This is a genomic window from Pseudomonas sp. N2-3-1-14 (assembly GCF_041228395.1).
Taxonomy (GTDB): Bacteria; Pseudomonadota; Gammaproteobacteria; order Pseudomonadales; family Pseudomonadaceae; genus Aquipseudomonas.
The window spans coordinates 5,991,091-6,013,042 of sequence record NZ_CP166199.1 but is presented as its reverse complement, the minus strand read 5'-3'; the positions used below and the strand labels follow the sequence as shown (position 1 = coordinate 6,013,042).

General features: G+C 60.8%; 21 protein-coding genes. 14 read left to right on the top strand and 7 right to left on the bottom strand.

What is annotated here, in order from left to right; translation table 11 throughout:
- Positions 1-199: 199 nt before the first annotated feature.
- The 8 genes from AB5I78_RS27905 to AB5I78_RS27870 all read left to right on the top strand — a co-directional run bounded on the left by AB5I78_RS27905 (position 200) and on the right by AB5I78_RS27870 (position 9,452).
- On the top strand, positions 200-979 hold the full coding sequence (locus AB5I78_RS27905; RefSeq protein WP_145157893.1) for a gamma-glutamyl-gamma-aminobutyrate hydrolase family protein: 780 nt from the start codon (positions 200-202) through the stop codon (positions 977-979).
- 39 nt (positions 980-1,018) lie between these two features.
- On the top strand, positions 1,019-2,377 hold the full coding sequence (locus tag AB5I78_RS27900; RefSeq protein WP_017139534.1) for a glutamine synthetase family protein: 1,359 nt from the start codon (positions 1,019-1,021) through the stop codon (positions 2,375-2,377).
- 59 nt (positions 2,378-2,436) lie between these two features.
- Entirely contained in the window at positions 2,437-3,801 is a 1,365-nt protein-coding gene (locus tag AB5I78_RS27895; RefSeq protein ID WP_262206592.1) for an aspartate aminotransferase family protein, read from the top strand.
- 206 nt (positions 3,802-4,007) lie between these two features.
- Positions 4,008-5,102 (top strand): polyamine ABC transporter substrate-binding protein, encoded by a 1,095-nt coding sequence (locus AB5I78_RS27890; RefSeq protein WP_106576071.1) that lies wholly within the window; start codon positions 4,008-4,010, stop codon positions 5,100-5,102.
- Between the two features lie 242 nt (positions 5,103-5,344).
- On the top strand, positions 5,345-6,439 hold the full coding sequence (locus tag AB5I78_RS27885; RefSeq protein ID WP_145157887.1) for a polyamine ABC transporter substrate-binding protein: 1,095 nt from the start codon (positions 5,345-5,347) through the stop codon (positions 6,437-6,439).
- Positions 6,440-6,511: 72 nt separating this feature from the next.
- A complete protein-coding gene (locus tag AB5I78_RS27880) occupies positions 6,512-7,654 on the top strand; it encodes an ABC transporter ATP-binding protein (protein ID WP_065893882.1) in 1,143 nt (380 codons plus the stop codon).
- A complete protein-coding gene (locus AB5I78_RS27875; RefSeq protein ID WP_145157884.1) occupies positions 7,651-8,571 on the top strand; it encodes an ABC transporter permease subunit in 921 nt (306 codons plus the stop codon). Before AB5I78_RS27880 ends, AB5I78_RS27875 begins: the two co-directional genes overlap by 4 nt.
- Positions 8,568-9,452 carry an ABC transporter permease subunit gene (locus AB5I78_RS27870; protein ID WP_106575745.1) on the top strand — a complete coding sequence of 295 codons (885 nt, stop codon included), beginning with the start codon at positions 8,568-8,570 and terminating at the stop codon, positions 9,450-9,452. The genes AB5I78_RS27875 and AB5I78_RS27870 overlap by 4 nt, the downstream gene beginning before the upstream one ends.
- Positions 9,453-9,594: 142 nt before the next feature.
- Here the strand turns inward: AB5I78_RS27870 and AB5I78_RS27865 are convergent, their stop codons facing one another.
- Positions 9,595-10,236 (bottom strand): HD domain-containing protein, encoded by a 642-nt coding sequence (locus AB5I78_RS27865; RefSeq protein ID WP_369301923.1) that lies wholly within the window; start codon positions 10,234-10,236, stop codon positions 9,595-9,597.
- 266 nt (positions 10,237-10,502) lie between these two features.
- On the opposite strand from AB5I78_RS27865, the gene AB5I78_RS27860 reads away from it, so the two are divergent.
- Positions 10,503-11,468 (top strand): GlxA family transcriptional regulator, encoded by a 966-nt coding sequence (locus AB5I78_RS27860; RefSeq protein ID WP_369301924.1) that lies wholly within the window; start codon positions 10,503-10,505, stop codon positions 11,466-11,468.
- A gap of 137 nt (positions 11,469-11,605) precedes the next feature.
- On the opposite strand, the gene AB5I78_RS27855 is transcribed toward AB5I78_RS27860, so the two are convergent.
- Positions 11,606-13,960 (bottom strand): penicillin acylase family protein, encoded by a 2,355-nt coding sequence (locus tag AB5I78_RS27855; protein WP_369301925.1) that lies wholly within the window; start codon positions 13,958-13,960, stop codon positions 11,606-11,608.
- A gap of 159 nt (positions 13,961-14,119) precedes the next feature.
- On the opposite strand from AB5I78_RS27855, the gene AB5I78_RS27850 reads away from it, so the two are divergent.
- Positions 14,120-15,226 (top strand): GNAT family N-acetyltransferase, encoded by a 1,107-nt coding sequence (locus AB5I78_RS27850; protein ID WP_369301926.1) that lies wholly within the window; start codon positions 14,120-14,122, stop codon positions 15,224-15,226.
- The gene (locus AB5I78_RS27845) at positions 15,223-16,101 is read left to right on the top strand and encodes a hypothetical protein (protein WP_369301927.1); all 879 of its coding nucleotides are present in this window, start codon (positions 15,223-15,225) and stop codon (positions 16,099-16,101) included. The genes AB5I78_RS27850 and AB5I78_RS27845 overlap by 4 nt, the downstream gene beginning before the upstream one ends.
- On the opposite strand, the gene AB5I78_RS27840 is transcribed toward AB5I78_RS27845, so the two are convergent.
- The 4 genes from AB5I78_RS27840 to AB5I78_RS27825 form a co-directional block, all read right to left on the bottom strand.
- Complete coding sequence (locus AB5I78_RS27840) at positions 16,079-17,302, bottom strand: DegT/DnrJ/EryC1/StrS family aminotransferase (protein ID WP_369301928.1); 1,224 nt, start codon at positions 17,300-17,302, stop codon at positions 16,079-16,081. The two genes, AB5I78_RS27845 and AB5I78_RS27840, sit on opposite strands and share 23 nt — an antisense overlap.
- The gene (locus AB5I78_RS27835) at positions 17,302-17,712 is read right to left on the bottom strand and encodes a multidrug efflux SMR transporter (protein WP_145157862.1); all 411 of its coding nucleotides are present in this window, start codon (positions 17,710-17,712) and stop codon (positions 17,302-17,304) included. Before AB5I78_RS27835 ends, AB5I78_RS27840 begins: the two co-directional genes overlap by 1 nt.
- Positions 17,712-18,068, bottom strand: a complete 357-nt coding sequence (locus tag AB5I78_RS27830) for an EamA family transporter (protein ID WP_145157859.1) — start codon at positions 18,066-18,068, stop codon at positions 17,712-17,714. The genes AB5I78_RS27835 and AB5I78_RS27830 overlap by 1 nt, the downstream gene beginning before the upstream one ends.
- Before the next feature lie 90 nt (positions 18,069-18,158).
- On the bottom strand, positions 18,159-18,737 hold the full coding sequence (locus tag AB5I78_RS27825; protein ID WP_369301929.1) for a DUF6436 domain-containing protein: 579 nt from the start codon (positions 18,735-18,737) through the stop codon (positions 18,159-18,161).
- A 99-nt stretch (positions 18,738-18,836) separates the two neighbouring features.
- On the opposite strand from AB5I78_RS27825, the gene AB5I78_RS27820 reads away from it, so the two are divergent.
- Entirely contained in the window at positions 18,837-19,778 is a 942-nt protein-coding gene (locus tag AB5I78_RS27820) for an alpha/beta hydrolase (RefSeq protein ID WP_369301948.1), read from the top strand.
- A gap of 104 nt (positions 19,779-19,882) precedes the next feature.
- Here AB5I78_RS27820 and AB5I78_RS27815 read toward each other — a convergent pair whose 3' ends face one another.
- Positions 19,883-20,635 (bottom strand): DUF2059 domain-containing protein, encoded by a 753-nt coding sequence (locus tag AB5I78_RS27815; protein ID WP_106575734.1) that lies wholly within the window; start codon positions 20,633-20,635, stop codon positions 19,883-19,885.
- A 131-nt stretch (positions 20,636-20,766) separates the two neighbouring features.
- Between AB5I78_RS27815 and AB5I78_RS27810 the strand changes: the two genes are divergently transcribed.
- Both AB5I78_RS27810 and AB5I78_RS27805 read left to right on the top strand, forming a co-directional pair.
- Positions 20,767-21,399: a 2OG-Fe(II) oxygenase gene (locus AB5I78_RS27810; RefSeq protein WP_145158572.1), complete on the top strand. Its 633-nt coding sequence runs from the start codon at positions 20,767-20,769 to the stop codon at positions 21,397-21,399.
- A gap of 2 nt (positions 21,400-21,401) precedes the next feature.
- Positions 21,402-21,884, top strand: a complete 483-nt coding sequence (locus AB5I78_RS27805) for a DUF523 domain-containing protein (protein ID WP_369301930.1) — start codon at positions 21,402-21,404, stop codon at positions 21,882-21,884.
- Positions 21,885-21,952: the final 68 nt, after the last annotated feature.

Here is a 21,952-nt window from a genome sequence, read left to right as displayed (position 1 = left end):
AAGCGAGGCCTTTTTTGCCCTAAAAAAGCGCCATGAGGCCTTTTTTGGGGCTTTTTGGGGCGGTTTTTTGGGTTTGGAGGGCTTGGGACTAGCAGGCTTGAGCGGGCCGTGTTGTATTTTTTACGGGGGTGTTGTGTAAAAAAATGAACAAGGCTAAGCTCGATTCAAACCCATAACAGCAATAATACCGGGGTGCTTCATGTCTCGCCTGCCGTTAATCGGCGTCACCGCCTGCTCCAAACAGGTCGGTCTGCATGCTTATCACATCAGTGGCGACAAATACGTCCGTGCAGTGGCCACCGCTGCCAAGGGCTTGCCATTGATCATTCCATCCTTGGGCGATCTGCTCGACCCGGCCAATATTTTTGACGGCCTGGATGGCATTCTATTTACCGGCTCTCCTTCCAATATCGAACCCTTTCATTACGACGGTCCGGCCAGCGCGCCCGGGACTGCTCATGATTCTGCACGCGACCAGACCACCTTGCCGTTGCTGCGTGCCGCGATTGCGGCAGGCGTGCCGGTGCTGGGCATCTGCCGTGGGTTCCAGGAAATGAACGTGGCATTTGGCGGCAGCCTGCACCAGAAGGTTCATGAAGTGCCGGGCATGATGGATCACCGCGAAGACGACACTCAGCCGCTGGACGTTCAGTACGGCCCGGCGCACGCCGTGGCGATCTCCCCGAATGGGGTATTGGCAAGCCTGGGTTTGCCGCAGACGATCCAGGTCAACTCGATTCACAGCCAGGGCGTTGACCGCCTGGCGCCCGGTTTGCAGGTCGAAGCCACTGCGCCTGATGGGTTGATCGAAGCTTTTTCTTACACCGCGGGCAAGGCTTTTGCTTTAGGAGTGCAATGGCACCCCGAATGGCAGGTAAGCTCTAACCCGCACTACCTCGCGATCTTCCAGGCCTTTGGTTCGGCCTGTCGACAGCGGGCGATGCAACGCGACGCGGATGCTGCGTCAACTTACGCCTGACCTTTAATGGATGTCAGGAAACACAGCCCAGAGGCATTTATGAGTAACAACCTCGACCAGCTCACCGATTGGTTGAAAGACCACAAGATCACAGAAGTCGAATGCATGATTGGCGACCTCACCGGTATCACCCGAGGCAAGATCTCGCCGACCAACAAGTTCATCGCCGAAAAAGGCATGCGCCTGCCCGAGAGCGTTCTGTTACAGACCGTGACCGGCGACTATGTCGAAGACGACATCTATTACGAATTGCTCGACCCGGCCGACATCGACATGATCTGCCGCCCGGACCAGAACGCCGTATTCCTGGTGCCCTGGGCCATCGAGCCCACCGCCCAGGTGATTCACGACACCTACGACAAGCAAGGCAACCCGATCGAGCTGTCGCCGCGCAACGTGCTCAAGAAAGTCCTCAAGTTGTACTCCGACAGAGGCTGGCAGCCCATCGTGGCGCCGGAGATGGAGTTCTACCTGACCAAACGCTGCGAAGACCCGGACTTCCCGCTGCAACCGCCGATCGGCCGTTCCGGGCGTCCTGAGACCGGTCGTCAATCCTTCTCTATAGAAGCGGCCAACGAATTCGACCCATTGTTCGAAGACGTCTACGACTGGTGCGAGCTGCAGGAGCTGGACCTCGACACGCTGATCCACGAGGACGGCACGGCGCAGATGGAAATCAACTTCCGTCACGGCGATGCCCTGTCCCTGGCCGACCAGATCCTGGTGTTCAAGCGCACCATGCGTGAAGCCGCGCTCAAGCACAACGTGGCCGCCACCTTCATGGCCAAGCCGATGACCGGTGAGCCCGGCAGCGCGATGCACTTGCACCAGAGCATCATCGACATCGCCACCGGCAAGAACGTCTTCTCCAACGAAGACGGGACCATGAGCCAGCTGTTTCTCAACCACATTGGTGGCCTGCAGAAATTCATTCCTGAATTGCTGCCGCTGTTTGCCCCCAACGTGAACTCGTTCCGCCGCTTCCTGCCCGACACCTCGGCGCCGGTCAACGTGGAGTGGGGCGAAGAGAACCGCACCGTGGGCCTGCGCGTGCCGGATGCCGGCCCGCAGAACCGTCGCGTCGAAAACCGCCTGCCCGGCGCCGACGCCAACCCGTACCTGGCGATTGCCGCCAGCCTGTTGTGCGGCTACATCGGCATGGTCGAAGGCCATAACCCGAGCGCGCCTGTGGTGGGTCGTGGCTACGAGCGGCGCAACCTGCGCCTGCCGTTGACCATCGAAGACGCCCTGGAACGCATGGAAAACAGCAAGACCATCGAGAAATACCTGGGTCAAAAATTCATCACAGGCTACGTCGCGGTCAAGCGGGCCGAGCATGAAAACTTCAAGCGCGTGATCAGTTCATGGGAGCGGGAATTCCTGCTCTTCGCCGTCTGATGCGCCGGGCGCGCCGCAGGATTGGCGCGCCCTCACCTGAAAAAGTCTAGGAGATTGGTATGTCCAGCAACAACCCGCAAACCCGTGAATGGCAAGCCTTGAGCAACGATCACCACCTGGCGCCGTTCAGTGACTTCAAGCAATTGAAAGTGAAAGGCCCACGGATCATCACCAAAGCCCACGGCGTTTACCTGTGGGACAGCGAAGGCAACAAGATCCTCGACGGCATGGCCGGCCTGTGGTGCGTGGCGATCGGTTACGGTCGCGATGAACTGGCTGACGCCGCCGCCAAGCAAATGAAAGAACTGCCGTACTACAACCTGTTCTTCCAGACCGCTCACCCGCCGGTGCTGGAGCTGGCCAAGGTGATTTCGGACATTGCGCCGGCCGGCATGAACCATGTGTTCTTCACCGGCTCAGGCTCCGAAGGCAACGACACCATGTTGCGCATGGTCCGCCACTATTGGGCGGTCAAGGGCCAGCCGAACAAGAAGACCATCATCAGCCGCAAGAATGGCTACCACGGCTCTACCGTGGCCGGCGCCAGCCTGGGCGGCATGACCTATATGCATGAACAGGGCGACTTGCCGATCCCGGGCATCACCCACATCGCCCAGCCTTACTGGTATGGCGAAGGCGGCGACATGAGCCCTGAAGAGTTCGGTGTATGGGCCGCCAACCAGTTGGAAGAGAAGATCCTGGAAGTGGGCGTGGACAACGTCGGTGCCTTTATTGCCGAGCCGATCCAGGGCGCCGGTGGCGTGATCGTGCCGCCAGCAACCTACTGGCCGCGCATCAAGGAAATCCTCGCCAAGTACGACATCCTGTTTGTTGCTGACGAAGTGATCTGCGGTTTCGGCCGTACCGGTGAGTGGTTCGGCAGCGACTTCTACGACCTCAAGCCGCACATGATGACCATCGCCAAGGGCCTGACCTCGGGTTACATCCCCATGGGCGGCCTGATCGTGCACGACGACGTGGTCGCCGTGCTCAATGAAGGCGGCGATTTCAACCACGGTTTCACCTATTCCGGTCACCCGGTAGCGGCAGCTGTGGCGCTGGAAAACATCCGCATCCTGCGCGATGAAAAAATCGTTAACCGTGTGCACGAAGAAACGGCACCGTATTTGCAGAAACGTCTGAGGGAACTGGCTGATCACCCGTTGGTGGGTGAAGTTCGCGGAGTCGGCATGCTCGGGGCGATTGAGCTGGTGCAGGACAAGGCCACGCGCAAACGTTACGAAGGCCGTGGTGTGGGCATGATCTGCCGCACGTTCTGCTTCGATAACGGCCTGATCATGCGCGCCGTGGGCGACACCATGATCATTTCGCCGTCGCTGGTGATCAGCAAGGCGGAAATCGACGAACTGGTCACCAAGGCTCGCCAGTGCCTGGACCTGACTTTGGCGGCATTGCAGGGCTAAGTGCTAGGCTCAGGGCGCAGCGGCTTCGGACGCTGCGTCCGGGCAGTTACAAAAACGCAGTAATAAGGGCGCTTTGGTTGAAAGCCGGCCCCTGAACTTGCCAGACTGTCGCCCTGTTTTGTTGCCCTTTGGAAGGGCCGCTGAACGTGTAAAAAATGTGGCCCAAAAAAGAAAAATTGGAGCATCACCAAATGAAGGCATTAGGTTTGAAGAACGCTGGCAAGACCCTCCTCGCCTTGTCCCTGTTGGGCGCAATGGCGGGCGCGGCCCAGGCAGACGATAAAGTGCTGCACGTCTATAACTGGTCCGACTACATTGCACCGGACACCATCGCCAACTTTGAAAAAGAGTCGGGCATTAAAGTGGTGTACGACGTTTTCGACAGCAACGAGACGCTGGAAGCCAAGTTGCTGGCAGGCAAGTCCGGTTACGACATTGTCGTACCGTCGAACAACTTCCTCGCCAAGCAGATCAAGGCCGGTGTCTATCAGGAGCTGGACAAGTCCAAGCTGTCCAACTACGACAACCTGAACAAATCCCTGCTCAAGGCCGTGTCGGTCAGCGACCCGGACAACAAGCACGCCTTCCCGTACATGTGGGGCTCGATCGGTATCGGCTACAACCCGGAGAAGGTCAAGGCTGCACTGGGCATCGACAAGATCGAATCCTGGGACACCATCCTCAAGCCGGAGAACCTCGCCAAGCTGAAAGGCTGCGGCGTGAGCTTCCTGGATTCGCCAACCGAAATGCTGCCGGTGGCGCTGCATTACCTGGGCCTGCCGACCGACACCCAGAAAAAGGCCGACCTCAAGCAAGCCGAGGACCTGTTCCTCAAGCTGCGCCCATCGATCGGCTACTTCCACTCGTCCAAGTACATCTCGGACCTGGCCAACGGCAACATCTGCGTAGCCGTGGGCTACTCGGGTGACATCCAGCAGGCCAAATCCCGCGCAGCTGAAGCCGGTGGCAAGGTCAAGGTGGCCTACGACATTCCGAAAGAAGGCGCCGGCAGTTTCTATGACATGGTCGCCATCCCTAAAGATGCCGAAAACGTCGACGCTGCCTACAAGTTCATGAACTACCTGCTGGAGCCGAAAGTCATGGCTGCCATCACCAACAGCGTACGTTTCCCGAACGGTAACGAGAAAGCGACCCCACTGGTCGACAAAGACATCACCAGCGACCCGGGCATCTACCCGTCCGCCGATGTGCAAGCCAAGCTCTACGCCATTGCTGACTTGCCGGCTGCAACTCAGCGTGAAATGACCCGCAGCTGGACCAAAATCAAATCGGGTAAATAAGCCTTAAACCCTGTGGGAGGGGGCTTGTGTGGGAGCGGGCTTGCTCGCGAAAGCGGTGTATCAGTTGATACACCTGCTGGCTGACACACCGCCTTCGCGAGCAAGCCCGCTCCCACCTAGACCGACTCCCACAAATTAAATGACAGAAAGTTTTGCCGGATCGGTTTATCGAGGGTAAGTTGCGCGCCGGTTTTGTTGCCGGGCAACAACTTTAAGGCCCAACTATTTAAGAGGACCTCCACTTGCCAATTTCTTTATTTCGCAAAGCCGTGCTGGTGGGTGCAGGTATCACGCTGGCTGTCAGCGTGCAGGCCGCGCCGACTGTGCATATTTATAACTGGTCGGACTACATCGGCCCCGACACCCTGGCCAACTTCGAAAAGGCCAGCGGCATCAAACCCGTGTATGACGTGTTTGATTCCAATGAAACCCTGGAAGGCAAGTTGCTCGCCGGGCGTACCGGTTACGACGTGGTCGTGCCGTCGAATCACTTCCTCGGCAAACAGATCAAGGCCGGGGCGTTCCAGAAGCTCGACAAGTCATTGCTGACTAATTATGCAAACCTCGACCCGGCGCTGCTCAAGCGTCTGGAAAAGAACGATCCGGGTAACCAGTACGCCGTGCCGTATCTGTGGGGCACCAACGGCATCGGTTACAACGTCGACAAAGTCAAAGAAGTACTGGGCGTCGACCATATCGATTCCTGGGCCGTGCTGTTCGAGCCGGAGAACATGAAAAAGCTGGCCACCTGTGGCGTCTCGTTCATGGACTCGGCCGATGAAATGCTTCCGGCGGTGCTCAACTACATGGGCCTGAACCCCAACAGTACCAACCCGGCCGACTATAAAAAGGCCGAAGAGAAACTGCTGAAAGTGCGTCCTTACGTGACTTACTTCCACTCGTCCAAGTACATCTCGGACCTGGCCAACGGCAACATCTGCGTGGCGGCAGGCTTCTCCGGTGATGTGTTCCAGGCCAAGGCCCGCGCGGCCGAGGCGGGCAAGGGCGTGAAAATCGCCTACGCGATTCCGAAAGAAGGCGGCAACCTGTGGTTTGACGTGCTGGCGATTCCGGCGGACGCGACCAACGTTAAAGAGGCCCACGCCTACATCAACTATTTACTGCAACCTGAGGTGATCGCTCAGGTCAGTGATTACGTCGGTTACGCCAACCCTAACCCTGGGGCAGACAAACTGATGGAGCAATCGATACGCACCGACGCAGCGGTTTACCCACCGCAGGCGGTTCTCGACCGGACATTTGTCAACTTCGAGTTACCCCCGAACGTGCAGCGTTTAATGACCCGTAGCTGGACCAAGGTCAAGACGGGCAAGTAAGGCTTAAAGCTCAAACTATCCAAGGTTTCGCCCGTATTGGGCGAACCTCAAATTTTGTTGGGAGTTTCGTAAATGGCAGTTGCCTCCGGCGCCTATAAGAAAGCCCTCGAGGGCGACCAGACACCGAAAAAGGTGTTGGTCAAAATCGACCGGGTCACGAAGAAGTTCGACGAGACGATTGCCGTGGACGATGTGTCCCTGGAAATCAAGAAAGGCGAGATCTTCGCCTTGCTCGGCGGTTCGGGTTCGGGCAAATCCACCTTGCTGCGCATGCTCGCAGGCTTCGAGCGCCCAACCGAAGGTCGCATTTACCTCGACGGTGTGGACATCACCGACATGCCGCCGTACGAGCGGCCGATCAACATGATGTTCCAGTCCTACGCCTTGTTCCCGCACATGACGGTCGCGCAGAACATCGCGTTCGGCCTGCAGCAGGACAAGATCCCCAAGGCTGAAGTCGACGCGCGCGTGGCCGAGATGCTCAAGCTGGTGCAGATGAGCCAGTACGCCAAGCGCAAGCCGCATCAACTGTCGGGTGGTCAGCGTCAGCGTGTGGCACTGGCTCGCTCGCTGGCCAAGCGCCCGAAACTGCTGCTGCTTGATGAGCCGATGGGCGCCCTCGACAAGAAGCTGCGTTCGCAGATGCAACTGGAGCTGGTGGAGATCATCGAGCGCGTGGGCGTGACCTGCGTGATGGTGACCCACGACCAGGAAGAGGCCATGACCATGGCCGAGCGCATTGCGATCATGCACCTGGGCTGGATCGCGCAGATCGGCAGCCCGATCGACATCTACGAAACGCCAACCAGCCGCCTGGTGTGCGAGTTCATCGGCAACGTAAACATCTTCGATACCCAAGTGGTGGACGACGCCGAAGGCCACGCGGTGCTCAAATGTCCGGACCTGGACCGCGACATCTACGTGGGTTACGGCATCGCGACTGCCGTGGAAGACAAGTCGGTGACCTACGCCATCCGCCCTGAAAAGCTGCTGGTGACCACCCAAATGCCGACCTGCGAACACAACTGGTCCAGCGGCAAGGTGCACGACATCGCCTACCTGGGCGGCCACTCGGTGTTCTACGTCGAGCTGCCGAGCGGCAAGCTGGTGCAGTCGTTCGTCGCCAACGCCGAACGCCGTGGCCAGCGCCCAACCTGGGGTGACCAGGTGTACGTGTGGTGGGAAGACGACAGCGGCGTGGTGCTTCGCTCATGAATATGAAGAAGTTCAAACGCCAGCTGCAACGAATAACACCCGGTGGCCGGCATGTGGTCATCGGGATCCCTTTCCTCTGGCTGTTCCTGTTTTTCGCGCTGCCGTTCTTCATCGTCTTGAAGATCAGCTTTGCCGAAGCCGACGTAGCGATCCCGCCTTACACCGAGATCTACACCTTCGTTGAGCAAAAGCTGCAACTGGTGCTCAACCTGGGCAACTACGCGATGCTCGGCGACGACGAGTTGTACATCGCCGCGTATCTGGGCTCGCTGAAGATGGCGTTTTTCAGCACGATCCTGTGCCTGTTGATCGGCTATCCGATGGCCTACGCCATTGCCAGCGCACGCAAAGAGATGCAGACCGTGCTGGTGCTGCTGATCATGATGCCGACCTGGACCGCGATTCTGATCCGCGTGTATGCGTGGATGGGCATCCTCAGCAACAACGGCCTGCTCAACGGCTTCCTGATGTCCATGGGGCTGATCAACGAACCGCTGCAGATCCTCAACACCAATATCGCGGTGTACATCGGCGTGGTCTATTCGTACCTGCCGTTCATGATCCTGCCGCTGTACGCCAACCTGGTCAAACACGACCAGAGCCTGCTGGAAGCCGCGTCCGACCTGGGCTCGAGCACCTTCAACAGCTTCTGGAAAATCACCGTGCCGCTGTCCAAGAACGGCATCATCGCCGGCTGCATGCTGGTGTTCATTCCGGTGGTGGGCGAGTTCGTGATCCCGGAGCTGCTCGGCGGCCCGGAAACGCTGATGATCGGTAAAGTGCTGTGGCAAGAATTCTTCAACAACCGTGACTGGCCGGTGGCGTCTGCCCTGGCGGTGGTGATGCTGGCGATCCTGATCGTGCCGATCATCCTGTTTAACCGCAGCCAAGCCAAAGAGATGGAGGGCAAGATATGAAGCGCTTCAGTTTCTCGAGTTTCATGCTGGTGGCGGGGTTGCTGTTCATCTACCTGCCGATGCTGATCCTGGTGATCTACTCGTTCAACGAATCCAAGCTGGTGACGGTGTGGGGCGGTTGGTCGATCAAGTGGTACGTGGGCCTGCTGGACAACACCCAGTTGATGGGCTCGGTGGCACGCTCCCTGGAAATCGCCTGCTATACGGCGGTGGCCGCCGTGGCGCTGGGTACGTTGGCGGCGTTCGTGCTGACGCGCATCAGCCACTTCAAGGGCCGCACGTTGTTTGGCGGCCTGGTGACGGCGCCGCTGGTCATGCCCGAGGTGATCACCGGTCTGTCGCTGTTGCTGCTGTTCGTGGCCATGGCGCAGATGATCGGCTGGCCCCAGGAGCGTGGCATCGTCACTATCTGGATCGCCCACACCACGTTCTGTGCGGCGTATGTGGCGGTGGTGGTGTCGGCGCGCTTGCGTGAGCTGGACCTGTCGATTGAAGAAGCGGCGATGGACCTGGGGGCGCGGCCCTGGAAGGTGTTCTTTCTGATCACCATCCCGATGATCGCGCCGTCGTTGGCGGCGGGCGGCATGATGTCGTTCGCGCTGTCGCTGGATGACCTGGTACTGGCCAGCTTCGTGTCGGGCCCCGGTTCGACCACCTTGCCGATGGAAGTGTTCTCGGCCGTGCGCCTTGGGGTTAAACCCGAGATCAACGCCGTGGCCAGCCTGATTCTGTTGGCGGTGTCGCTGGTGACCTTCCTGGTGTGGTTCTTCAGCCGCCGTGCCGAAGAGCACCGCAAGAAAGCCATTCAGCAAGCGATTGAAGAAGCGGCGGCGGATGGCTGGCAGCAGCCGGACAAGCGCCGGGCGCCTGCGCCGGTCTAACTGGCGCAGCCTGACGGAACCGGATCAAAAATGTGGGAGCGGGCTTGCTCGCGAATGCGGTGGATCAGTCAGTACATCGGGTGACTGACACTGCGCATTCGCGAGCAAGCCCGCTCCCACATTTGATTGTATTTCAGGCTAATTAAGCCGCCCAAGGCGACTTACGAATCACCTCGACAAAATTCATCGGCTTGAACCCCGGCTCCTGATCCACCAGCACGTCGGTCTTCACGTTGCCGAACGTGGTCTGCGGGCGATGGCGCAAGCCGTCGGCAAACGCGCAGATAATGCACTCCTTGAACCCTTCACCGCGTGGATGCGCATGCACCACGGCTTCGCGCTGCACGCTGGAAAACGCGGCGTAGTCCATGCCCAGCACGTCCATCTCGACACCGGCAGTCACCAGCGCCACGGTCGGGCGCAGGTGCTGCGGCACGCCCGGCGTGGTGTGCAGGGCGATGGACAGCCACACCTGCTCGATATCGTCATCGCTCAGCCCGTACGGCTTGAGAAACGCGGCGGCGGCGTTGGCGCCGTCCACTTCGAAACGCTCGTTGTCGCTGCGATGGCCTTCAACCAGGCCCAGGTCATGGAACAGGGCGCCGACGTAAAGCAGCTCCGGGTTGTAGGCCAGCTGCTTGCGCTCACCGCTCAAGGCGCCGAACAGGAATACGCGGCGAGAGTGGTGGTAGAGCAGGTCGGATTCGACGTCGCGGATGTATTCGGTGGTGGCCTTGGCCAAGGCGCTGTCCGGGATCTGGATGCCGGCGATGGTGGTGCTCATGGTCGTTCTCCTCAACAAAGCGCCGGGGGTGGCGCCGATGAGTCCAGTCTGGTCGCGCCTGCGCGAGGGGGCTATCGCGGTGAGGATGCGATGTCGGCCAAAGTGGTGCTACATCGTGCCAAGGCTGTACACGGTCAACTGTGGGAGCTGGCTTGCCTGCGAGGCTGGCGACTCGGTCTGTCAGTTAGACTGAGGTGATGCCATCGCAGGCAAGCCAGCTCCCACAGAGGTTTTGCATTTATTCAGTTAGAAAAGGTGTTTGCAGCATGGGCAAAACCGTCGCCATCCTGATCTTTCCCGGCGTCCAGTCACTGGACGTGACCGGCCCCATGGATGTGTTCTGCGAGGCCAACCGTTTTCTGCCGCCGCAAGACCACTACCAGCTTGAAGTGCTCGGCCTGGGCCACGGCACCCTGGCCGCCTCCAATGGCTTGTCGCTGCAGGCCCACCGGCATTACAGCGAAGCCGTGCAAGGCTACGACTTGCTGCTGGTCGCCGGTGGCCCGCAATTGCCCTTCGAGGATTTCGGCGCGCAGTTTGACGACTGGCTACGCGCCGCCGCCGCGCGGGCGCAGCGTTTCGGTTCGATCTGCAACGGCGCCTTCATGCTGGCGCGAGCCGGATTGCTGGACGGCAAAACCGTCACCACCCACTGGAACGATGCCGCCGACTTGGCGCGCCTGTGCCCCTTGGCCCAAGTCGACGCCGACCGCCTCTACGTGCAGGACGGCAACCTCTACACCTCGGCCGGGGTCACGGCGGGCATCGACTTGTCGCTGTTTCTGCTGGCCCAGGACCACGGTCCGGAAGTCGCGCTGAGCGTGGCCAAACGCCTGGTGGTGTTTACCCAGCGCTCGGGCGGGCAGTCGCAGTTCAGTCCATTCCTGACGCCCCACGCCGAAAGCACTTCGGCGGTGGCGTTGGCGCAGTTGTACGTGCTGGCGAACCTGACCGGTGATTTGACCATCGCCGACCTGGCCAAGGCGGCCAATATGAGCGCGCGCAATTTCTCGCGGGTGTTCGCCCGTGAAGCGCGCATAACCCCGGCCGAGTTCGTCGAGCGCGCGCGGGTGGACGCGGCGCGGGTGATGCTCGAAAGCAGCCCTGCGCCGCTGAAGACCGTGGCCTATCAATGCGGGTTTCGCGACGCCCAGCACATGCGCAGCGTGTTCAACCGCCGGCTGGGCGTAACGCCGCAACAGTTCCGACTTAACTTTGCGGCGCCGGTTTGAGCGTGTCGTAGGCTGGCGCAGGCTTGTGTGGGAGCTGGCTTGCCTGCGATAGCATCACCGCGGTCTATCAGTAACACCGAGCGGCTTGCATCGCAGGCAAGCCAGCGCCCACAAAAACCAGCCCACAGTGATCGGTATTACCGCGCTGGCAACAGCTTCAACGTACCCCGGGTATTTGCCGTCACTTCCTCATCGCTGAAATGCGCCTGTTCGTAGCCGCCTTCGATGTAGGTTTGCGCCTGGTCGTCATAGTGCGAGTCAAACGGCACGCCGCTTTGCCCCACCGGGTTGATGGTCAAGGCGTGAGCCGGGTCGGCGAAGTCGATCAGGCGCCGGGTCGATGGGCCGTACGTCACTGGCCAGGGTGCCGGGCCGATCATGGCGGACTGGTTGTTCGGCACTTCGTGGGTGCCGGGTGCGGGGAACGGGCCGACGTTGAAGATTTTATCCAACGGTTTTTGCTGGCCCAGCGGGTGACCCTGGGTCAGGGTATGCGCCTTGCCCCATTGCCACTGTGTTGGGTCATCGCCGAAAGTGGCCTTGAGGTGCGCCAGGCTGTTGTCCCAGGCGAGTTTGACGGTGTCCGCACGCGAGCCGTTCCACCATGGTGAGTCCGGCGAGGCGGCCAGGCGTGGCAATGCCGCATCGATCACGCGCGTAGTGAGCAGGGTCTTGAACATGCCGTCGCCGAGTTTCGGGTGAAACGCCGCGTCCGTGAGGTTGAACAGGAACTGGTTGAACAGCGTGGCGCTGGTGGACTCCAGCGGGTAATCACCTTTCCAGGCGGCCAGTTGCTCCACCAGTTGCAACTGCGCCGGGTCTTTGACCACCTCACGCAGCACCGGCAAAAGCGGCGCCAGCACGCGTGGGCCATAGGCGGTGGTGGTGCCCAGTTGCAAGGCCTGGCTGTTGGTCACGTCCCATTTCACGCTCTTGTCGCTCAACTGCGTGTTCAACTGCTGGCCACGGTCGGCCAGGTTGTAATAACCGGGAATCTCCATACCGGTGGGCGACACTGGCTGGGCATTGGCCGACACCACATAACCGCGCGCCGGGTTTTCCTCCTGCGGGTTGGCGCTGAACGGGTAAAAGCCCAGCTTGTCGGCTTGGGCGGTGCTGCCGTCGAGAATAAACCCGGCATTCACGCCAGCCGGGCGCACCGGCAGTTGCGCCGCCGCCCACCAGCCGATATCGCCTTTGGCGTTGGCCCACACGATATTCAGGCCGGGTGCAGAAACCAGCGCCGCCGCCGCGCGCGCCTTGGCCAGCGTGTCGGCGCGGTTGAGTTGGTAGAAGCCTTCGAGAATCGGGTTTTCGGTGTCCAGGAATGCCCACCACATGGCAATCGGCGTCTTGCCGGCATTTTCGCCGAGCACGTCATTGATGATCGGGCCGTGGGGCGACTGGCGCAGGGTGAGGGTCACCGGTGCCTCGCCCTTCACCGCAATCTGCTGCTCGCTGCTGGTCATGTTGACCCATTGGCCGTGGTACCAGACTTGATTGGGGTTGTCCGGGTTGACCTTTTCGGCGATCAGGTCGAGGTCATCGTTCTGGAACATGGTCAGGCTCCAGCCGAAATCCAGGTTGTGGCCCAGGAACGCCACCGGCACCAGTGCGTTGTGATAACCGTAGAGCTCAAAGCCCGGCGCCGACAGCTGCGCCTCGTACCACACCGACGGCACCGAGAAACGAATATGCGGGTCACCCGCCAGCAAAGGCTTGCCACTTTTGGTGCGGCTGCCACTGATGGCCCAGGCGTTGCTGCCTTCGAACTGTGGCAGGCCATTGTCGGCCAGGGCTTGCTCGCTCAACGAGGCGAGGGCGCCGAGGGTTTTCCAGTCGCTGGCGGCAAGGTTGAGCGCGCCTTTGGGCTGCCAGTCCAGGTCGAAGACTTTCAGGTAGTCGCTGCCCAACTGGTCGCGTACGTAAGTCAGCAGCGGCTCGGTACGAAACGCGGCGGCAAAGCTGTAGGCCATGTACCCGGCAACGCTGATGGTGTCCTCGGCAGTGAACGGCCGCTTGGCGATGCCCAGCACGTCGAACTCCATCGGGCTGGCGTGGCTGTCCTGATACTGGTTGATGCCGTCCAGGTAGGCTTGCAAGGCCTTCCATGCCTTCGAGTCGTGGTCGATGTGTTCCACGTAACTCAAGGCGCGTTCGCGAATACGCAGGCTGCGGAACAACTTGTCGGTGTCCAGCAGCTTGGGACCGAGCACCTCGGCCAGTTCGCCTCGGGCCAGGCGCCGCATGATCTCCATCTGGAACAGCCGATCCTGGGCATGCACGTAACCCAAGGCGCGGTAGAGGTCGGTTTCGTTCTCGGCGCGAATGTGCGGCACACCCCGGTCGTCGTAGCGCACGGTGACTGTGCTTTGCAGGTTGGCCAGCGTTTCGGTGCCCTGGCGGGTGGGTTGCTTGCTGTAGACATACACGCCAGCGCCGGCCATGAGGGCGGCAATCAGCAGAGCGAGCACGATCAGGCTGCGTTTCATGGACGGTCCTTGGTCATTCACCTTTCAAGTCAGCGGAGTCTAATAGGTTTTTGACGGGTGCTGAGGGAAATGCTGATGTGCCTTGCCGACAGCCGAGGTTCAAGTGGAGAACACCCCATAGGCAGTATTATCCCACCTGTCATCTTTGAGCTTTTTGTCATGACTTGCGCCACGCAACCACTGTCAGACTCCAGCCGCCCCGAGGCTACCTACGCGTGCTGCCTGGAGGCGCAATCGCTGATCGGGCGCTTTTTGCAGCACCCGCCAGTGGGCTTTGACGTGCACCTGTCCGAACAGGGCCTGCCGTACTTCTTCACGCCGTTTGATCTGTTGACCACCGCCGACGACGCGTTCGTGGAGCGTGTGCGCAACTGGCCTGGTTATGCGCTCTGGAATGCTTGGCTGCGGATCGACAGCTGCTTTGTCGGCACCACGGTCAGCGAATACTCACCGTTCCCCCAGGCCGTTTCGCCTCAGGCTCTGGCGCAGTGGCTGCAACATGAGTGCGCGCCTCAGCGCAGACTCACCGTCATCAAAGACGTGCCCTGCAACTCGCCGCTGCTCAGCGACGCGGACAACCGCTACGCGCAGGCTCTGATCGATGACTGCACCCGACGCGGCTTCATCAGCCTGGAAGGCCAGGCGCTGGCGTATGTACCTATCAACTTCAGCACGGTCGACGAATACCTCGCGCGCTTGTCCCACAGCCGTCGGCGCAATATCCGACGCAAACTGCGCAGCCGTGAGGCGATGCACGTGGAAATCCTGGAAACCGGCGATGAGCGTTTCGACGATGACGCCTGGCTCGCGCAGTTGTACGCGCTGTACCGGGCCGTCTACGACCAGAGCGAGATCCATTTTGACCTGCTCACGCCTGAGTTCTTCCGTGGCGTGCTGCGGGACGCCAGCAGCAACGGGCGGGTGTTCTGTTACTGGCACTGCGACGAACTGATCGGCTACAACCTGTGCTACGTGGAGGGCGACAAGCTGCTCGACAAGTACATCGGCCTCAACTACCCGCAAGCGCTGGAGTTCAACCTGTACTTTGTCAGCTGGTTTGTGAACCTGGAGTACGCGGTGGCCAATGGGCTGAAGTTTTACGTGGCCGGCTGGACCGACCCACAGGTCAAGGCCAGCCTCGGCGCCGACTTCACCTTCACCCGCCACCTGGTCTGGGTGCGCAACCCGCTGTTGCGCAAACTGGGCAATCGGTTCCGCCACCATTTTGAAAGCGATGCCCAGTGGCAACAGGAGCACACTTCATGAGCCAGGATCGACCGCCGCTGATTCTGGATTTCGACGGCGCCGTCAGTGACATTCCCGGCGCACTGACCCTGCCACTGCAGGCCTGGCAGGAAAAAATCCGCTTCGGCTGCCGTTGGGCGCAGTTCCGGGAGCTGGAGACGGCCCTGCACGCACAGATGCCCGGCGACTATGGCTGTGTGTTTACCGGCAGCGGCGACTATCACCACCTCAGCCAGTTGTTGCTGAACCGACTGCCCAGCCAGCAGAAGTTCCAGCTGATCATTTGCGACAACCACCCGGACAACATGCGCTACCCGTTCGGCATTCACTGCGGTTCGTGGGTCTACTGGGCCAGCCGGTTGCCGCAGGTCGAGCACGTGCATGTGCTGGGTATCGGCTCGCAGGATATCGGCCTGGGCCATGCCTGGGAGAATCACTGGTCGCCGCTGCTCAAGCGCAAATTGACCTACTGGAATATCAACGTCGACACGCGCTGGATGAACTGGGTCGGCGCCGGTCGCAGCAATCACGCGTTCAGTCATCCGGATGAATTGATGCGCGCGTTCCTGGCGCAGTTTGACCGTTCGCTGCCGGTGTACCTGTCGATCGACAAAGACGTGTTGAGCCCCGAGGTGGTCAACACCAATTGGGATCAGGGTGAGTTTCTGGAGCAGCACTTGAACGAGCTGATCGACGCCTGCGAGGGGCGGATCATCGGCGCGGACATTACCGGCGATGTGTCGGCCTATCACTATGAAAGCAAGTTCAAGCGCTGGCTGAGCGCCTCCGATGGTCAGGAAGCGTTGCCTGAGGCGCAGGTGCAGATCTGGCAACAGCAGCAGAACGCGTTGAACAGCCGGTTGGTGGCGCGCATCAATCAAGGCTGGCGACGATAGCCTTCAGCTGGGTCAGTATCTTTTCGAAGTGTGCGTCGGTCAGCCAATGGCTGTTGCTGATCGACAGCGTGCGCGTGGCGAAGGCTTGGGCCTGGGTCGTGTCGCTGCCAGACTGTAACAGCGGGGCCACGGCCGGGTAGTCCGGCAAGGTGTGGATAAACAGGCGGGTCACACCCAGCCCTGAGGTCCACAGCTGCGTCATCGCCGCATCACGCATGTGTGCCGACGGCATCATCACCATCAGAAACGGCCAGGTGCCTTGCTGCCCCGGCCGGTCCATTACGACTGAGACACCGGGCAAGGCATTCAAGCGTGCGGCGCGTTGCAGTGCCCGGTTGCGGCCTTGTTGCAGGTGATCGGGCAAACGAGCCAGCGCGGCGGCGCCGACCTTCTGGCGATAGGCGCCTAGGCGGTGTAGCGGGATGTCATTGACCGAAAAGTCGTCGCCCACGGCGGCCACTTCATCGCCTTGCGCCAGCGCCGCACGCAACCCTTTGCCGTACACGTAGTACAAACCGCGCGGCTCATAGGCCAGGGCGTAACCCCACAGTTCAGCGGTGCGTTGCAGCTCCCAGCGCAGGCTGAATGGCAGGTCCTGCCGGCATTGCCGGTGCAGCGCCTGATGCAGCACCGGGTCGCGGCTGAACAGCACGCCACCTTCGGCCGTCGTCAGGCCTTTGCCCAGCGCCATGCTGAAAAAACCCACATCACCTTTGAGCCCAACGCTGTGGCCACCGTCGAGCGCGCCCATGGCTTGCGCGGCGTCCTCGATGACCGCCGCGCCGACAGCCCCGGCAATGCGCTTGGCGGTATCGACATCGGCCACACGTCCTGCCAAGTGAGTGACCACCACGGCCAGGGTGTTCTCGTCGCACAACTGCGTCAGTTGCTGTTCATCCAGGTCAATGCTGTCGGGCTGTAGATCGCAAGGCACCACACGCAATGGCGGGCAGTAATAGGCGGCCAGCGCCACCAGCGGGCAGGTGTAGGCGGGCACGATAAGTTGGGTGCGGCCGGGCATGCGTTGCTGCAAGACGCGCAGCGCGATGATCAGCGCCGCCGTGCCGGAGCAGGGCAGTGCTGGCAGTGGGATAGAGAATTGGCGGGCCAGCAATTCGGCCAGGTTGCCCGAGCGTGCGAGTAAATCTTGCCAGCGCAAAGGAAGCCCCGCAGTTGGCGGGATTTCCCAATGGCGGCTCATCACGCCGGGGCCTGCGACGGCTCGACCTCAAGCTGCTTGCTCTCTTTGTCTTCGCTGCGCGCCAGGCAGAGAATGCCCGCAATAATCAACGCGCCGCCAATGATTTTAGGCAGGGTCAGGGTGTCATCGAACAGCCACACGGAGATCAGCGTCACGCTGATCAGCTCCAGGTGGGAGGCGGCAAACGCCGGGCCCACCGGTGCGTATTTGAGCAGCGTCATCCAGGTGAAGAACGCGCCGATATAGCCGACGAAGGCGCCGTAGATCCACGGCGCGCCGAACACGCGAATCAGCCAGGCTGCATCCATCGTCAGGGGCTCGGCATGCACCGAGGCGAATTTGAAGCTGACCTGCGCCAAGGTGTCGAAAATGATCAGCGCGAGAAAACCCAGGATATAGAAACGTTTCATCATTCAAACCCTACGACAGTCACGCCACAGGCGATCAGCATGATGCCGATCAGGCGCCATTTGCTCAGGCGCTCTTTGAACAGAAAACGCCCGGCAATCATGATCACGACAATATTGATCGAACCCAGCATCACACCCACCGACAGCGGCACGAGTGTCAGGAACGCCAGCCACAACACGAATTCGAAGACATAACAGATCACGCCGAGCCAGATCCACGGACGCTTGAGCATGTGCTTCCAGTGAGCCAGCCCGTCATGTTCGGCGCTGGCCGAGGCGGCGGCTTTAAAGGCCAGTTGGCCGGACGTGTCAACGATAACGTTGAGCATCCAGAGGATGATGGTTAACTGGCTCATGTATTCCTATGCTTACAAACTCTGCGAAATCCTACGATACAACAGGCTGTTGATCGGGTGATTGGAGTTTGCCAGTTGAACAGCCTGTGTTCAGTTTGAGGCCTTGCTCCACGCACAGTAGCAGCCCACCGCCAGGGTGTGGGTCGCGTCTACTTCGCGGCCGGCCTCAAGGGCTTGCAGGATCGGCTCGATAAAACTGTTGCTGGAATTGCACGTGAGCCCTTCGCTGTACGGCCCGAAATACGCAAGTTTGCCGCTTCGGTCCCAGATTCCGACGGCAGGTGTGGCCGGTATCTGCTCGGCACCGGACAGGGCATTGAGGGGTTTCATCTTGCGCAGGTTGTCGGGCAGTTGGCCGTGGCTGCCAGCCTTTTGCAGGGCGTAGAACTCGACGCCTTGGGGCGCGTAGTGCTCGATCAACTCGCCCAGGTGTTGCTGGTTGCCAACGTTGCACGGGCAGGCCGGGTCCCAGAAGTGCACCAGGCGAATCGGGCCTGGGCCGGCAAGTTCGGCGGGCAGGCGCAGTGCGTCGCCGGAAAACACCGCCGTGTGCTCACTGAATGCGCGCAGGTAGCGACCCTGGAACCAGTCATACGCCGCCCACAGCACGCCGGCGCAGATGACCAGGATCAGGCTGGCGAACAAGGCGGAACGGTAGGGCTGTCGCATTCAGATCAATCCTCGAAGGTCGCGTAGCTTGCCATGCTTGTCCTGACAGATGAATATCGCAGCTCGATATTCATCTTCACCGTCAGTCTGGAACCCTTTATGCCTGTGAGCTTTGACCCCGATCATCTGCGCGAAAGCTTGCGGCCACTTGTGGATGCGCAACCGCTCAGCGCCGAGGCGCGGGTCTACCAGCGCTTCTACGGGCTGGACCTGGCCGCGCGCAAAGTACCGGCGGTGAGCCGCCTGGGGCGTTTCGATGTGGATGGCTTCCACGTGGTGGCGCAGGTGTGGTCGCCACCCCAACCCGTGGCAACCATGTTCGTGTTCCACGGTTTCTACGACCATATGGGGCTTTACTGCCACGTGGTGGACTGGGCGCTGGACCAAGGCTGCGTGGTGATTGCCTGCGATCTGCCCGGCCATGGCCTGTCCAGCGGCGCACGCGCCAGCATCGATGATTTTGCGGTGTACCAGAACGTGGTGCAGGCGCTGTTTGCCCAGGCCACAGCGCTGCAACTGCCCCAGCCCTGGCATCTGTTCGGGCAAAGCACCGGCGGCGCAGTGGTGGTGGACCATGTGCTCCATCACGGCGCCGACAGCCCGGCGCAGGGCAAGACCTTCCTGCTGTCACCCTTGGTGCGCCCGCGTGCGTGGGGTTGGTCGCAGGTCAGCTATTACCTGCTGCGGCCCTTCGTCAAAGGCATTGCGCGGCGGTTCAGCGAGAACACCAATGACCCTGCGTTCAAGCCGTTCCTAGAAGCTGACCCGCTGCAGCCGCGCCACTTGCCGACCGCCTGGGTGGGCGCGCTGGCACGCTGGATCAAGCGCATCGAAGCCGCACCGCGCAGCCCACGGCGGCCGGTGATTGTGCAGGGTGAGGAAGACATGACGGTGGACTGGCAGCACAACTTGCAGGTGCTGCGGGGCAAGTTTGATCAGCCTGAAGTGTTGATGATCCCGCGTGGCAGGCATCATTTGGCGAATGAGATTGCGCCGATGCGCGAGCAATACTTCAGCTTTCTCACGGACCACCTGAAGTAACGCAGCCTAAATGTGGGAGCGGGCTTGCCCGCGATAGCGATCTGTCAGTTAGCCTTTGAGGTGCTGTCCCACCGCTATCGCAGGCAAGCCAGCTCCCACAGTTTTTACTGCGACAGGCTTGAGGTGCTTTGGCCTACTGCAAGCCCTGCGCGAATGGCTGCCAACGCCGCCTTGTAATACGCCCGACCTTCCGGCGACTCGGCAAACGTGGCGAATTCTTCCAGTTCCGGGTCAGATAAATCCCGATAGACGTACAGCAACGTGTTGTTCAGGTCATTGCCGATCTGCTGCATCAGCCGCTCACGCTGCCCATTCAACATGCCCTGAGCCTGCCCACCGCCCAACAGACCCGGAATCATCTGGCTCAAGCTGTCGGCGGCCACACCGGCAATCGCCAGGCTGACTTCCGCACCGGCTTCACGGGCAGGCAGCGCCTGGGCCAGGTGGCCGATGATCAGGCTGCGAGTGGCATCGGCCTCAATGTGCGGCAGGCCTTGGGCGTTTTTCGCCAACTGGTCGCGGCGCGTGGCCAGCAACTCGGCGGCGACAATCTTGCGGCCCAGCGGCGATTGAAAAAACGCCAGGGCGGGTTTCGGGTCCGCCAGGTTCTTGCGCAATTGCGCCTCGGCACGCTGGTCCACGGCCTGGGCGGCAAAGCGTTTATTGCTGTTGTCCACCAGCGCCTGGTACACCGCTGGCGGCAAGCTGTTGCGGTAGCGTTGCTGAGCGGCACTCAGAGCGTCATTGAAATGCGCACGCTGTTCGGCCCAGCCGGCGACCTTGTACAACTGGTCATGGCCGTCTGCCCAAGCGGGCAAAACGCAGAACATCAGCACGGAAAAAAACAAACGACGCATATGGACTCCTGTCAGTCGGCCACTATTGTCCGTGTCGGGCGTAGGATTTGTCGAGAAATCCTATCGGTCACCTGACTAAAGTGTATTCAGACGCTCGGCGGCTCTGTCGGATTCACAGGCGTATGGATACTATGCGCGCCATGCAAATACCCCTCGATCATCCCCTGCTGCAACGCATTGTCGACGACCTGGCCGAAAAAGGCTGGTCGCAGCAGAACGGCTTCCTGCCCCAGGCTCTGACCCTGGAACTGGCGGCTGAGTGCCGTAAACGTGCGGCTGAGGGGGAATTGGCACCCGCAGCCGTAGGCCGCGGGCCGGCCCAGGAGATTCGCGAGGGTATTCGCGGTGACCGTATCCAGTGGTTGGAAGAGGGTGATGCAGCGGTCTGCGAGACCTACATGGGCGTGATGGACAGCCTGCGGTCGGCCATGAACCGCGGGCTGTTCCTGGGCCTGGAAGATTTCGAAAGCCACTTTGCGATGTACCCCCCGGGTGCGTTTTACCTCAAGCACCTGGATCGCTTTCGCGATGATGACCGGCGCATGGTCTCGGCGGTGGTCTACTTGAACGACGCCTGGCTGCCCGAACATGGCGGCCAGCTGCGCATGTACCTCAAGGGCGGCGTCGAATACGACGTGGTGCCCACCGGCGGTAGCCTGGTGGTGTTCCTGTCCGGGGAGGTGCCCCACGAAGTCCTGCCCGCCACGCGCGAACGCCTGTCCCTGACCGGCTGGTTTCGCCGGCGGGGTAACGAGCCGTTTTAAACATGGAAAAGATTCTGATCAGTCGCTGCCTGCTCGGGCACAAAGTGCGCTACGACGGCGGCGCCAGCGGCCCGTTTGATCAATTGGCGGCGTGGCAGGCTGAAGGCCGTGTGGTGGCGATCTGCCCGGAAGTGTCGGGCGGTTTGCCGACGCCCCGGCCCTCTGCCGAAATCCCGGGCGGGCAGGGCATCGATGTGTGGGAGGGCCGTGCCCGGGTGCTGACCGCTGAAGGTGAAGACTTCAGCGCCGCCTTTCTCGATGGCGCCCGCCAAGCCCTGGCGCTGGTGCAACGCCACAATATCCGTGTCGCCATTCTCAAGGCCAATAGCCCGTCCTGCGGCAACGTGCTGACCTATGACGGCACGTTCACTGGGGTAAAGGTCAGCGGCGAAGGCGTGACGGCGGCGTTGCTCAAGCGCCACGGCGTGTTGGTGTTCAGTGAGCTGGAGTTGCCTGAGGCGGCTGCGGCCTTGGCCCAACGCTAAACCCTCCCCTGAATCAACATGTGGGAGCGGGCTTGCTCGCGAAGGCGGTGCGTCAGTCACCGTTTCTG